General features: G+C 40.4%; 10 protein-coding genes. 9 read left to right on the top strand and 1 reads right to left on the bottom strand.

The window, feature by feature from the left end:
* The first annotated feature begins 90 nt into the window (after positions 1–90).
* The 3 genes from J699_RS03060 (at position 91) to J699_RS03070 (ending at position 3,095) form a co-directional block, all read left to right on the top strand.
* Complete coding sequence (locus J699_RS03060; protein WP_005228953.1) at positions 91–540, top strand: hypothetical protein; 450 nt, start codon at positions 91–93, stop codon at positions 538–540.
* Between the two features lie 302 nt (positions 541–842).
* Complete coding sequence (gene apbC / locus J699_RS03065) at positions 843–2,072, top strand: iron-sulfur cluster carrier protein ApbC (RefSeq protein ID WP_032868039.1); 1,230 nt, start codon at positions 843–845, stop codon at positions 2,070–2,072.
* 147 nt (positions 2,073–2,219) lie between these two features.
* Complete coding sequence (locus J699_RS03070) at positions 2,220–3,095, top strand: 5'-methylthioadenosine/S-adenosylhomocysteine nucleosidase (RefSeq protein ID WP_171070835.1); 876 nt, start codon at positions 2,220–2,222, stop codon at positions 3,093–3,095.
* 24 nt (positions 3,096–3,119) lie between these two features.
* On the opposite strand, the gene J699_RS03075 is transcribed toward J699_RS03070, so the two are convergent.
* Entirely contained in the window at positions 3,120–3,677 is a 558-nt protein-coding gene (locus tag J699_RS03075) for a DUF2062 domain-containing protein (RefSeq protein ID WP_032868033.1), read from the bottom strand.
* A 313-nt stretch (positions 3,678–3,990) separates the two neighbouring features.
* Here J699_RS03075 and J699_RS03080 point away from each other — a divergent pair, with 313 nt between their 5' ends.
* The 6 genes from J699_RS03080 to J699_RS03105 all read left to right on the top strand — a co-directional run bounded on the left by J699_RS03080 (position 3,991) and on the right by J699_RS03105 (position 14,198).
* The gene (locus J699_RS03080; protein ID WP_032868030.1) at positions 3,991–4,584 is read left to right on the top strand and encodes a LysE family translocator; all 594 of its coding nucleotides are present in this window, start codon (positions 3,991–3,993) and stop codon (positions 4,582–4,584) included.
* A 107-nt stretch (positions 4,585–4,691) separates the two neighbouring features.
* Positions 4,692–5,261: a dCTP deaminase gene (gene dcd, locus J699_RS03085; protein ID WP_002120290.1), complete on the top strand. Its 570-nt coding sequence runs from the start codon at positions 4,692–4,694 to the stop codon at positions 5,259–5,261.
* 331 nt (positions 5,262–5,592) lie between these two features.
* The gene (locus J699_RS03090) at positions 5,593–9,093 is read left to right on the top strand and encodes a GLUG motif-containing protein (protein ID WP_032882960.1); all 3,501 of its coding nucleotides are present in this window, start codon (positions 5,593–5,595) and stop codon (positions 9,091–9,093) included.
* A gap of 87 nt (positions 9,094–9,180) precedes the next feature.
* Positions 9,181–10,881 (top strand): ShlB/FhaC/HecB family hemolysin secretion/activation protein, encoded by a 1,701-nt coding sequence (locus J699_RS03095; protein WP_032868025.1) that lies wholly within the window; start codon positions 9,181–9,183, stop codon positions 10,879–10,881.
* Between the two features lie 509 nt (positions 10,882–11,390).
* The gene (locus J699_RS03100; protein WP_032868024.1) at positions 11,391–13,487 is read left to right on the top strand and encodes a hypothetical protein; all 2,097 of its coding nucleotides are present in this window, start codon (positions 11,391–11,393) and stop codon (positions 13,485–13,487) included.
* Between the two features lie 12 nt (positions 13,488–13,499).
* Positions 13,500–14,198 carry a hypothetical protein gene (locus J699_RS03105; RefSeq protein WP_032868023.1) on the top strand — a complete coding sequence of 233 codons (699 nt, stop codon included), beginning with the start codon at positions 13,500–13,502 and terminating at the stop codon, positions 14,196–14,198.
* The last annotated feature ends 3 nt before the right edge of the window (positions 14,199–14,201 follow it).

Here is a 14,201-nt window from a genome sequence, read left to right as displayed (position 1 = left end):
TTTGCAGCGCTCAGCAAAAAATAGCGTTAAACGCGGTATAACTAAGATTGCTCCAAACAATATGTTTTTTACCTATAGTGAGGAAATACCATGACAAATGAAAAACTTGATGAATTAAAAAACCAAGCCGCTGAATTGGGCGATGATTTAAAACACAAAGCAAAAGAAACTCAGCTACAAGGTGAAAAGGCAATTGATGACTTAAAACATTCTGCCGCAGAACTGAAGTTAAAAGGCGAAAAAGCCGTCGATGATCTAAAGAAAGATGTCTCTGAAAAAAATGCTGAAGGTAAAGAAGCGGCTTCGAGCAAAGTGGATGATATCAAAGCAAAACTGGAAGATACCCAGCATGCGGTTCAAGACAAATTTGACCACTTGAAAGAAGAAGCCAGCCATAAACTGGATGATGCCAAAGCCAAAGCCGCTGAATTGAAAGATGAAGCTGCAGCAAAATTTGACGATCTTAAAGCTCAGGCCAGTCACAAGCTGGATGATTTAAAGAAAGCCGCAACGGATACCATCAATAAATTCAAAGGTTAATACGTTTAATCTGCGAATAGGGTGAAAGACTTCCTCAAACATATCTACGCTATGTTTGGGGATTTTTTTTATTTAAAGGGATTTAAAAATATCTGGGCGACATGAGACTGAATATCCAGTCTCGCGTTGTTCGATCTAAGCTTTTCCTGACAAAAATGTGTATTGTTGGGTAGAGAAATCTAAAGCAGAAAAGTTGCTATAAAAAATGAGCAATTATCTGCTTTGAGAGGAGCGTCAATTGTTCAATACTGCTAAACTAAGCAAACTCAATGCTATGTTGATCTGTTTTTGGAGTAAACAAAATGTCGTGGCTTTCTTCCTTAAAATCTGTTTTTTCACCAGCGCAAGAAGTGAAGGAAGACGAGATTCAAACAGTTCTACAAAGTTATGTGTTACCGCATTCAGAAAATGCGCTCAAAGATCGGATTAGTCAGGTCAATGTACAAGGCCGCATTCTACAGCTGACCATTAATACCTTTCCCCAAGAAAAAGATCATTTGCAACAGATTCATGACGAACTTGCAGAAGCATTGGAAAAGTGTGGCATTCAGGAATTAAACCTCCATATTATTCAGCAAAAACATGCGGCACATGGTGAGGCAGGTCATAGCTGCTCATCCAAACCAAAAGCAGAAAATAGCAATTTACCGCCAGTGATGAATGCTGCACCTCAGGCAGAAGCAGATCCTAATAATCCGCCGATTCAAAAAGCGGCACCGCAACAGCGCGACGTGGCAGCTCATCCCCGTATTCAAAATGTGATTCTGGTGTCATCAGGTAAAGGCGGAGTGGGTAAATCAACCACCACAGTAAACCTTGCACTTGCACTACAACAGCTCGGCCTAAAAGTTGGGGTGCTGGATGCCGATATCTATGGCCCAAGTATTCCAACCATGTTGGGCAATGCCGGCAAAACCCCGCTAATTGAAAATGAACACTTTGTACCTTTAGATGCCTATGGCATGGCCGTACTGTCGATTGGTCATTTAATCGGTGAGCACAATACGCCTGTGGCATGGCGTGGACCCAAAGCTACAGGTGCATTGATGCAGTTATTTAACCAGACTTTATGGCCTGATCTGGATGTACTGGTCATTGATATGCCACCGGGCACGGGTGATATTCAATTGACCTTGGCACAACGTATTCCGGTCACGGGTGCAGTTATTGTCACCACCCCACAAAATGTGGCGTTAATGGATGCGACCAAAGGCATTGAGCTATTCAATAAAGTGAATATTCCTGTGTTGGGTGTAATTGAAAATATGTCGACCCATATTTGCTCGAATTGCGGACACGAAGAACAGATTTTTGGTACAGGCGGTGGCGATCAATTGTCAACACAATACCAGATTCCATTACTGGGACGCTTACCTTTAGATGCGAAAATCCGTGAGCATGCCGATCAGGGCACACCAAGTGTAATCGCGAAGGATACCGCCGCCGAAAGCTATCTCAATATTGCCCAGGCCGTGTTGCAACACATGGATAAGCTGCCAAAGCGCCAGAAAGACGATAAACGAATTTTCTAAGTCCACCGAAAACCCAACACGCAAATGTTGGGTTTTTGCTTTCTAATCGAAATTAAATTTTGATCTAGACCATTCCTCAACTCACTTCCAAAAACAAAGTAGGTACATAACTTGCTTTGTATAGACTTTCTTTTTTAAGACAGGTGAATGATGCAATTCAAATCTTTTATCGGTATTGCCACGCTATGTACGACGCTTTTTTTAGCTGCATGTAATGGTGATAGCAACTCAAATTCGACTCAACCTCAAGAACAAGCGAAACTCCAGCCGATCGTGATTCAGGGGGCATTACCTGTCGAGTCGGAAAAAATGGCTGCTCAGTTAGAGAATGCGACTGTAGAAATGATTGGGGAATGGAAGTTCTGGAAAGGCACCTATAAAGGTTATCCTGTGGTGATTTCTAAAACCCGGATGGGCATGAGTAATTCTGCTGCGGCGACTGCACTTGCAATTCAACATTACAAACCGATTGCGATTATCAATCAGGGAACGGCGGGGGGTCATGATCCAGACCTACATGTCTTTGATATTGTGTTAGGTAAATACACCACCAATATCGGTGCATTTAAAACACCCAATAAACCTCTGGGTGGTGGTTCAAATGCTTTAGAGTGGAATGAAGCCTTTGATGTCTTACCTGATGATGAGTCTAATCCTGAGCCAATTGCGATCCGTAAATTTGAAGGTGACAAAGAACTCTTGCTAGCTGCTTATAAGGCAAAACCAAATTACAGCAAAGGACAAGTGGTGGAAGGTACGATTGGTTCGGCAGATACCTGGAATAACGAGCTTGATCGCATCAAGCAGTTCCATACGGTTTATGGGACTTCGGTAGAAGAGATGGAAGCAGCTTCAGTGGCCCAGATTGCCCATCAGTTCAATGTGCCATTCTTGGGGATCCGTGTGTTGTCCAATAACATTACCAATAATGGTGCCTATGACCCTGCCACAGGTGAAGCATGTCAGGAATATGCACTCGATGTGGCAGAACAATATATGAAGGCCAAAGCCGCAGCGAAATAAGTATTTTTATTAAGAAGAAATCATTTAGATGATTTCTTCTTTTCTCTCTTTCTCACGATTTTTCCAGCTCCGAATCACACTCCAACGCCAGAGTAAGTGCGTCGCCGCATAAAATAAAACCGCAAATAAAATCGCTTCAATCATCAGCCCTGAAACCAGAATCTTGGCAAGGCTAAAATCAATATGTCCATGCCCAAAATTTTTGATCCAGTTTAGAATCTGATGCAGAACACCAAGCAACATGTCTTTATTGATCATATTGACGTGATAAATCTTGCTACCGAACCAGAACCCTAAATAAAGAATCGGTACAACCGTAAAGGGATTGGTTAACCATGCCATGCATAATCCAATCGGCAAGTTCACTTCAAACAGTAGCACGGTCAGGATAATAAACACACTATGAAACGGAACCGGTAAAATGCCCCAGAAGGTGCCAATAAACATGGCTTTTGCAATAGAACGGCGATTTACATACCAAAGCAGTGGATTTAAGGTGCGTTCACCAAAAATCTTCATAAATTTTAGTCGAGCGACTTTTTCCGAAGAAGGTAGCCACTTATGAAAAAATTGCTTAGGCATAAATCATGTGGAGCGAATAAGAGATAGGAGGGGAAACAGCTTATAAAATAACATTAATTACTTAGCAAAAACTTAAAATCATGTCTCCATTTATCTGGGGGTAGCGGGGGCACTTATCAAGCCATCTCCAGAATTTGAATCTTAAATACTCAGGCGTCTGCCTGTGACTGTGCAGTTGGTACTACTTGTAATTTTAAAAACATAAATAAAATAAAAGCTTATAAGAATTTTCGTCATAAGTCCTTACAGTTATTTTTTTGCTATAGCTGAGTAATTGGATTAATCTGAAAATCTCTCATAGTGAGGTCATTCAATGATTTCATGGTTTTTTATTGGTTTAGTAATCACCATTCTGCTGACACCAGGCCCAACTAATACCTTACTTGCATCTTCAGGGATTCAGGTCGGATTACGTCAATCTTTACTGCTTATTCCAGCGGAAGCGGTCGGCTATATTATTGCCATTACGGCTTGGGGCATGTTGATTGGTAAAGTATCGGCCACTTTTCCTTTATTACCGACGTTTTTGAAATTATTGAGTGCTGCTTATATTATTTTTCTTGCCATCAAGTTATGGCGGACTGCGAATCAGGATGTGGTTTTAAACCAGCCGACCATTCGCCCTAAAGAACTCCTCTGCGCAACCTTGCTCAATCCTAAGGCTTTACTGTTTGCTTCTGCTATTTTCCCTGCTGCTGCCTGGAAAAGTCAGGATATTTACTTGGCACATATGGGGACATTTGTGGCTTTAATCCTTCCGATTGCTTTATTCTGGATTTCAGTCGGTGCAATGCTGGCAAGCAAGAAGGTGAACTGGCTCTCTCAAGCGAAACTACAACGTACCGCCTGTGTGGTGCTGGTCAGCTTTGCGATTCCAATTAGCTATTCAGCGCTCAACAATTTATAACATTCCCGTCTCTATTGAAGCGAACGTATGAGAGGTGTTGTTTTCATTAATAGCATTTTAAGTTAAAGTACTCGCCAATTATTAACTTCGTCTTTGGATAAAAAGTCATGGCTATAAAATCTGATCGTTGGATTCGTGAAATGAGCGAAAAACACGGCATGATTGAACCTTATGCGGAAAATCAAGTTCGTTTTGATAAAAACGGTGAAAAATTGATTTCTTACGGGGTATCGAGCTATGGCTATGATGTCCGTTGTGCGCGTGAGTTCAAGGTGTTTACCAATGTGCACTCAGCCATTGTTGACCCTAAGAACTTTGATGATAAAAGCTTTATCGATATCGAGTCTGATGTGTGTATTATTCCGCCAAACTCGTTTGCCTTGGCACGGACTATTGAATATTTCCGTATTCCGCGTAATGTATTAACCGTTTGCCTTGGCAAATCAACCTATGCGCGTTGCGGCATTATTGTAAACGTGACCCCGTTAGAGCCAGAGTGGGAAGGTCACGTTACCCTGGAATTCTCCAATACGACCAACTTGCCAGCACGTATTTACGCAGGTGAGGGTGTTGCACAAATGTTGTTCTTTGAAAGCGATGAAGTATGTGAAACTTCATATAAAGATCGTGGTGGTAAATACCAAGGTCAAACTGGTGTGACTTTGCCGAAGACCTAAAATTTTATAGTTGTCAAAAAGAACCATTGGTCCACGGAGCAATGGTTTCTTTATAATAGAAAAATTAGAATTTAGATTTTCAAGATAAATTTAAAAATAATAAAAACTAATTTAATTTTTCAATATTCACTGATTTATTAGTTAATTATTCTAAATAAAAAACAGCACTTATTTTAAGTTATTTGTTTTTTCATCTAAAATATTTTCCTTACAATGAATATTTTTTATCACCATTGGTCAGAAAAAGTATTGAAATTATTTAAAATATAAAAAGATATGCTAAAAATAAACTGCAATTTTTTTAAAATATTAAAAATAGGTGGAAATAATTGTGAATAAAATCTATCGAGTTATATGGAACGCTACACATTTTTGCTGGCAAGCCGTAAGTGAAATCGCAAAAGGGGGAACAGTAGTAGAATCATCCATTAAGAGAAATAAATTAAAGAAACCGTTCTTAGGGGTGAGCACAAAAACAACAGTTTTCGCTGTGAATCTATTAAGCGCTAGTATTGCACTAGCTGGTCCGACAGGCGGGGGAGTAAGTTCTGGAACGGCAACGATTTCAACCGCAGGAACAACGACAACAATTAATCAATCCACAGCTAAGGCTGCAATTGACTGGAGTAGCTTTTCCACCAATAACAATGAAGTAGTCAATTTTGTTCAACCAAGTTCCAGTTCAATTACCTTAAATAGAGTGACAGGCTCTAGTGCTTCAAATTTAAATGGTCAACTCAATGCCAATGGACAAGTTTTTATTATCAATCCTAATGGGGTGTTATTTGGTAGTACATCACAGGTAAATACAGCAGGGTTAGTCGCCTCTACTTTAAATCTGAGTAATAGTGACTTTAATAATAACTTATTCAATTTTAATAATACCGGGAATAACAAAAGCATCGAAAACCGTGGGAAAATTACAGTACCAACGGGAGGAACGGTTGCTTTGCTTGCCCCGACGGTAAAGCATACTGGCATCATTAAAGCACCGCAAGGCAATGTTTTATTGGCTGCTGCTGGTGATATTACCTTAAATCTAAATAATGGTAGTTTATTGGGTTACACCATTAATCAGGGTAAGGCCCAAGCCTTGATTAACTCTGGCGGAATGATCCAAGCCGATGGTGGTAAAGTTGTGCTTACCGCAAAGGGAATTGATGAATTAAGTAATGCCGTGGTGAATAGTGTTGGGGTGATTCAAGCGCAAACTGTCAATAATGTCCGTGGTGTAATTGAATTAGGCAGTGACTTAACCAGTGGCACCCTGAACGTAGGTGGTACCCTAGATGCTTCTGCACCGAATGGTGGTAGTGGTGGACAAATTAAAACATCTGCGGCCAATGTACAGATCAGTTCTGGTGCGAATATAACAACACAACGTAATTCAACGACAGGATTACCACCAACTACAAGTGGTTGGGAATTACAAGCAAAAAATATAGATGTCGAGTTCTTTGGCGGGAGTGTGAGTAGTACCACATTAGGTGATGCCTTAAACAAGGGTAATGTCACCTTGAATGCGGTAGGCACAGCAGCAGGTCAGGGCAATATTAATCTTAATGATGCAACGAGCTGGAATGCCAATACAGCGCTGACACTTACTGCTTCCAAAGATATTAACTTCAATAGTGATCTGGATTTAAGTGGTGATAAAGCTAAGCTTGCCATGAACTTTGGGGGTGGTTCAGATTACAACTTAAATAATGGTGCCAAAATTAATATCAGTGGTTCTTCACCAACTTTGTTAATAAATGGAACCTCATACATTGTAATCAATGACTTGGGGGAAGAGGGTGATGCCAATATCAATACTTTACAGGGAATAAATAATAATCTCACTGGTAATTATGCCTTGGGTAGCAATATTGATGCTTCTGATACAGTCAATTGGAATAACGGTAAGGGATTCGATCCTATCGGAGATTTTGGAACCAAGTTAAAAATATTTAATGATCCTAATCTACCTAGTGGGATTGGAATTTCTCAAGAAGTTATTGATAGGCCGTTTACTGGAGAGTTCCATGGCCTTGGGCATACGGTATCTGGACTTTATATAAATCGAGTAGATCCACTACCTTTCCCCATTCCAACTGAATTACCAGCAACAATCGATTCTCATTCGATAGGTTTATTTGGGGCCACGACGAATATAATAAGAGATATTGGAACAATTGGTGGTTCTATAAAAGGTACCAGTAATATTGGAGGATTAATTGGTTTTCAAAAATCTGGTATCGTCAAAAATGCATTTAGTTCTAATTCTATCCAAGGATTTAATGTATTAGGAGGATTGATCGGGACAAGTGGTCTACGGGATGAAAATCATAATCAAAGTTCTGGTTCTATTTTAAATTCTTATGCTACAGGTGAAATTACAATACTGAGCTTCAGCTCTCCTTTGATTGGTGGAACAGTCGGCGGATTGGTAGGACGAAGTTATAGTTTGATTAAAGATAGTTATGCGACGGGAAATATTCATGCAGCACAGGGTGAAATTTCTACGGTTGGTGGATTGGTAGGACAACAAGTAAATAATGACATTATTCAGAGTTATGCAACTGGAAATATTTCTGGCGCCATCGATAATTTAGGGGGCTTAGTTGGCTCTTTATTATATTCTCAAGGGAACACTAAAATTTCTCAAAGTTATGCAACAGGTACATTAGAAGGCAAGTATAGAGCAGGTGGTCTGATAGGCTCTATTGGTCTGGAAGCTGTTTATAATAATCCTACTCGTGATATTGATGCTATCGCAACCGTTGAGCAAAGTTATGCAACAGGTAATGTAAATGCTTACGATGATACTTATCTGGCATCTACAGGTGGACTTATTGCTTCTATTAACGGTGCGGTTAAGGTTAAAAACAGTCATGCGACTGGAGCTGTAAACGGAACATCCAGAACAGGAGGATTGGTCGGCTCAATCAGTAATAGTTTCCCAAGTACGCAACATAAAACTGAAATTGAAAATAGTTATGCAACGGGTCAGGTCATAGGAACTGAGTATACAGGTGGTCTAGTCGGCAATAATTTATCCGAAAGTGTTATTAGAGATAGTTCTGCTCAGGGACAGGTAAATGGAACAAATTATGTAGGTGGCTTAGTAGGATTTAATGCGACTGAAATTATAAATAGTTCAGCTTCTGGCGTTGTAAATGGTGAGAAAAATGTTGGGGGATTAGTTGGGAAAAATATGAAGGCCGTAAGTAATAGTTTTGCGACAGGTAATACAACTGGAGTAGAAAATGTTGGGGGTCTGATTGGTTTTAATGAACAAATAATCGATACACGAGCAATTAATAACAGCTATGCCACAGGTAAAATAGAAGGAACTAGAAATGTAGGGGGATTAATTGGACTGAATCATTTAGGTAGTGTGACGTCCAGTTATGCCAGTGGAGATGTGAAAGGCTATCATTATACTGGGGGGCTGGTCGGAAATACGCAAGGAGGCAGTCTTCTGAATACTTACGCAGTGGGTAAGGTGGCTGGAAATGATTCCTCTGGGGGGTTACTAGGAGGGACATCTTCAACTTATCTGGCAAGTGTTGAAAATAGTTTTTCTTCTGGGCTTGTGACGGGGGCAACACATACAGGTGGTCTAATTGGTAACAATAATGGAATCTCTATCGATAAAAATAGTTATTGGAATAAAGAGACTTCTGGACATGATCAAAGTGGTGGAGGTATTGGTAAAACCACGGCTGAACTTCAACAAATCTTAACTTTCTCAGGTTGGAACATTGCCGATGTTTCAAATCCTAATTCGACTTCGGTCTGGGTGATAGAAGAAGGCCAGAGTGCACCATGGCTTCGCTATACTCATTAATTTAAGAATAAAAGTGAGAGGCAGGCAAGAATTTTGAATTCTTGTCTGTCAAATCAACCCGTAATAAAGCTAAAAGCTAGATGAACAATGACGTTATATTTCAATAAAAAGAAAGAAATGCAATATCGTGGTGGCTATAAGTTTGTATGGCTCGTTTGTACTCTTGCAAGCAGCTTAACTGCGCAGGCCGAAACGGTTATACCAGATAGTGGAACCATTACCAAACAACTCAGTCCTGCACAGTTCAAAGAAACGCCTAAAACAGATCAACAGTATTTAGGTTCTGAATCATCGCAGAAAAATTATAGTCAGGATCAAACGCCAATATGGATTAACAAAGTTCATATTGAAGGCAATCAAAAAATTGAAGCTTTAGTTTTGCATAGGCTGGTTGAATCTTTAGAAAATAGGAACAATGTACTTGCCGACTTACAGGCAGGGACAGACCGAATTACACAATATTATAAAAAACAGGGCTATTTTTTAGCCAAAGCTTATCTACCTCAGCAAAAGTTAGAAAATGGAACGTTAGTCATTCGAGTATTAGAAGGAAAGCTTGGCAAAGTTATTTTAATGAATCAGTCTAAACTTAAAGATACAACGATTCAGCGCTATACCGATCAGATTCCTCTTGATCAAGCTTTACAGCAGCAACAAAGCAACCAAACATTGCTTCTCATCTCTGATTTATCAGGCGTAGGACAAATTCAGGCCAACCTACAGGCTGGTGAGGAAACAGGACAAACAGATCTTGTTTTGGATATTCTGGGGCAGCCAACCTGGCTAGGACGTATCGGTGTCGATAATTCTGGTAGTCGCTATACAGGAAAATATCGACTTTCAGGGTATCTGCAAAGTAATAGCTTGTTAGGCTATGGAGAAAGGTTATCGGTACAAGTGTTAGGCAGTAATCAAGACTTGATCTCAGGTGGCTTGAATGCACAATTTCCAATTGCAGGAAATGGTTTACTGCTTGGGGGAGGCTATAGCCGAACGGAGTATGAATTGGGAGAACAATTTAAGTTATTAGACGCCACAGGAAGCTCTGAAAACTATAATTTAAACCTAATTTATCCATTGATTCGAAGCCAGAAAACGAATTTAAATTTAAAACTGTTGGCTGAAAAAAGAAAGCTATTCGATGAAATTGCAGCGACTGATACGGAAACTTCAAAGCAGATAGATGCCAGTCGAATTGCACTGAATTTTAATCGTATCGATGATTGGGGTGTCGGCAAGGCCAAAGGTGGTATGAATCAACTTGAGCTGATCGCTACAGTCGGAAATTTGAAAATACAAAGTCCTTCTGCTTTAAACATAGATCGTTTATCTGCGAAGACTCAAGGTAGTTTTAATAAATACGAACTTAAACTTGCCAGACAACAGAGATTAACGGCGTCATCATGGTTAACCAGTGAACTCTACGGGCAGCTCGCCTCGAAGAACCTGGATTCTGCGGAAAAATTTTCTTTGGCTCCGATGCGTGCTTATCCAGTTGCAGAAGGTCTTGGAGATCAAGGCTGGGGGACATCAATTCATATTTATTATCAACTGACTCCGTTTTTAACCCCGTACTTATTTCAGGAGGTCGGGCAAACTCAGCAAAATAAAAATCCCTACCTTGCTGATAAAAATAGCCGCACTTTAGCCAGTACAGGGATAGGATTGAGCGGAGGGTATCGAGATTTCGATTTTAATACTACCCTAGCATGGCGAAATACGTCAGCTGCGAAAAGTGATCAAGATAAGCAACCACGGTTACAATTTGCAATAGGGTGGAGATTTTAATGTTTCATCTGATAATTTAAATGAGATAGATGTTTGATTGGGTGATCAGAAAACAACAAGGCTACATTTTTAGTGCTATCGGTGGTCTGACCTAGGGTTGCTATCAATACAAATTATAAAAAATTTGTATAACAGGAATGTTGCTCAATGCATAAATTAAAGCTGTTAAGGCGTAAGCCTCTACTTACATTTTGCAACAATCATGGGCGCTTGTTGAAAAGCTTAATTTGATTGTATAGAAAATAATAACAAGATGAAAATCATCGATCTAATTATATTAAAAATATTCAATGTTGTGTTTCACTCATCGGAAAGTATACCGTTTACCTAAATTATTTTGCATTTGTGTAAATTATCAGCATAATGAAGAATGAGATTAGGTAGGCAGATTGCCTGCATTTGAGTGAAGCATAAATGCAGTTTTTCCTAGAGTTTGTAGGGCGTCACTCAAAAAAAGGTTGTTAGAAAAAGAATGATGATGCGGAGCATCAAGTAATAGGAAGGTCAAGATGACTAAATTAACTTCTACGGTTTTATTTAAAAAAACTGTTTTAGCAAGTTTTATTAGCTTATGCGTAAGTCAATCTGTTTTTGCATTACAAGAAATTTCCGATGATGCTCTGAGTGAAACCACAGGTGAAGGGATCGCACTTCTGCCTGAAAATTTTTCTTTCCGTTTTAATGGTGCAGATAATGCCAACAATGGCGCTGGAACATATGGCGCAGGTTCAATCCGCCTAATTCCTGTTGGGCCTTTAAGTGCCACTGCCACTGCAAAAGGCTATAAAAAAGCAGACGCATGGTTATACGGACTATCTTTATCACAATCCAGTAAAAATTTAGGTGCTGCCATTGATGGTAGTGATTGGGGGAATTTATATGGTCGTCCAATTGACTCATGGGGCACTGCAGATAACCCTTGGGTGCTTACTACATTAAATGATCAAAATGTTCCTAACTTTGCAGGCACAATCAGTAATGTCACCTATTTAGCGCTTGAAGCACCTTTGCGTAAAATGGTACTGCCTGCTGCAGGTACAGCAGAGTCCTCAGCTTACAATTTAAAACTGGGTTTATGGACTGACATTTTTCAAAGGGACGCAACTGTTGCTGAAAATGGTTTGAATGGGTTAAGTAATCGTTTACGTCTTGCCGCAGTGTGGGATGGCTTTAGTATCAATGGTTCGAATCTGAAAGTATTTCAAACCTTGGACGGTGTAACACCATCTATGGGGGGGACTTATAATGCAACCTTGAAGATTAATAATGTGCCGACGGTAAAAACCTTTAACTACGGGATGAATACCAACTATAACAAAACCTTTGGTGTAGCAGGTTTAGTCCGTCTTAACAGTGGCGCAACCGATACCAAGCGTGGCACAGTCAGCAATCAGACTACGATGCGTGAAATCGTACAGATGAACTATGATCCTGCAACCAAGACTTTCTCTGAAGGAGCAGTATTGGCAACCACCAATGGAACCATGACAAGTACAGCAGCAAATGGTACCAATACGACGGCTGGTATTACTACGACCTATGTTCCAATGACCAACGGTGGACTTGATCCTAACAATAAGTTTTATACAGGCAGTTTTCCAAATGGTGGAGTGTGCACCTCTCCCAAAGGAAATACTAGTGGTGGCAATTCACAAGTAGGGCAGTGCTTAAATCAAAATGCTTTTACCACCCGTCGTTTAAGGGTTAAAGGCACCAATGACTGGACAGCACCAACCGCGACCAGTGTTTTCCGGATTAGCACGCAAGAAATAGCAGGTGGAACTTACGATAATAGTACCCCGGCATTAGGCGGCGCCGTACCTAATTTTCAGCCCAATGCCAATGCAGATGGTATTTTTCTTTATGATATGAATGTGAATCTGGTGTTGGGTAATTTATATCAACCCTTAATGCTTAGCACCGATGGCAATAACTTCTCGATTGAACTGGCGCGTATTCCTAACGCACAAGAAGTATACCGTCGTATTTATACCCGTTATGAAAATATTGATCCAGCCGCATCAGTCGATCCAGGAGTGACCTATTTAGGTTCAACCTGTAATATCTACCAGTGTGGTACTTCGACTGTTGCTGGCTACCAAGGAAGTAATGCGACGCACAGTAGTATCACCATTGGTGCGACAGATTATGACCCTGCAACCAATAGACTCTCTGCCCATAAAGGAATCGGCTCTTATGGGGTTTCGATTGGAGAATTAAAATCGGGTACAGGCTTGGCCAGTTCAACTCAGGAAGACTTTACTCAGGTATGGCAAAGAACCCGAGGTACAACCACTCAGAGCTGTGGTTTTTTGTGTACGGAAACTGTTTGGGGGGCATGGGGAGCATGGGGAGCTGTAGCACCGAAAGCACCTGTGACAGGACAACCACATCCTTCATTAAATCGTCCAAATCCTTACGAGACTACTTGGCGACAAAACTATAATAACCAGGTTTTAGGGATTCAGACCACCACACCAACAGATATTGCTGGGCGTATTAACAATATGCAGCCACCAGGTGCAACGGTCAATAATAACTTTGGTTCAGCCGCCATTGATGGCCTATTGATTCAGCATCTTAAGCTAACCACAACGGGCTTATAAGGATATAAGACGATGAAGTTTATCACTTATAAAAAGTACGATTATCGTGATCTGCTAATCAACTTGATCAAAGGATGTGGTGCGCTATTACTTTCAACATCCCTTTATGCAATGGAAAGTTTGGATGACACCAGTCTGGAGAATGTTACGGGTCAGGCGGGCGCAGATCTCTCTTTAAAAATGATTTTAAATCAGGATGATAATGCAAATTTTTTATGCGCAGATTTACTCTATTGTCGGCTTGCCTTGTCATTAAATAATCGTTATCACGATGGCACGCAAGACACCTATGATGCTCAAGGCAATCGTGTGCCTTCTGCCACAGGGCGTAAGCAGTGGTTAGTCATGAAGGGAATTCAAGGCACTGTCAATATTCAACAAATTAAGCTCGATGGTGAGGACGTGATTTATGGCGGTCTTAATCATGCAGCGATCAAGTTGGGTTTTGATCCTACGATGCCCATTCAATTTCGTAATGTTGGTTTCCAATCCTTATCGATAGAGACCGATACATGTACAGAGGGTAATCAAAACTGTTCTGCGGGTTCTACCAACCTACCAGGGTATTTGACACCTGCCACAACGTATGGTGGCACTGGCTTTGATGCCAATAAGGAAAAAGGTTTTATTGGCGTAAATATGAATGGCAATCTGTCTATGACAGGCCAGGTTAAAATCTTTTCCTGTGGTACATCACATCCACGTTGTTAAAAT

Source organism: Acinetobacter sp. 1000160 (genome assembly GCF_000588715.1).
GTDB lineage: Bacteria > Pseudomonadota > Gammaproteobacteria > Pseudomonadales > Moraxellaceae > Acinetobacter > Acinetobacter courvalinii.
The sequence above is the reverse complement of the archived record's forward strand: the minus strand, read 5'-3'. Positions and strand labels throughout refer to the sequence as shown.

Bases quoted from the DNA above. Each gene is read 5' to 3' on its own strand.
- J699_RS03075 (WP_032868033.1), bottom strand. From the start codon at position 3,677: ATGCCTAAGCAATTTTTTCATAAGTGGCTACCTTCTTCGGAAAAAGTC.
- J699_RS03100 (WP_032868024.1), top strand. From the start codon at position 11,391: ATGACTAAATTAACTTCTACGGTTTTATTTAAAAAAACTGTTTTAGCA.
- J699_RS03105 (WP_032868023.1), top strand. From the start codon at position 13,500: ATGAAGTTTATCACTTATAAAAAGTACGATTATCGTGATCTGCTAATC.
- J699_RS03070 (WP_171070835.1), top strand. From the start codon at position 2,220: ATGATGCAATTCAAATCTTTTATCGGTATTGCCACGCTATGTACGACG.
- dcd (WP_002120290.1), top strand. From the start codon at position 4,692: ATGGCTATAAAATCTGATCGTTGGATTCGTGAAATGAGCGAAAAACAC.
- J699_RS03060 (WP_005228953.1), top strand. From the start codon at position 91: ATGACAAATGAAAAACTTGATGAATTAAAAAACCAAGCCGCTGAATTG.
- J699_RS03095 (WP_032868025.1), top strand. From the start codon at position 9,181: ATGACGTTATATTTCAATAAAAAGAAAGAAATGCAATATCGTGGTGGC.
- apbC (WP_032868039.1), top strand. From the start codon at position 843: ATGTCGTGGCTTTCTTCCTTAAAATCTGTTTTTTCACCAGCGCAAGAA.
- J699_RS03080 (WP_032868030.1), top strand. From the start codon at position 3,991: ATGATTTCATGGTTTTTTATTGGTTTAGTAATCACCATTCTGCTGACA.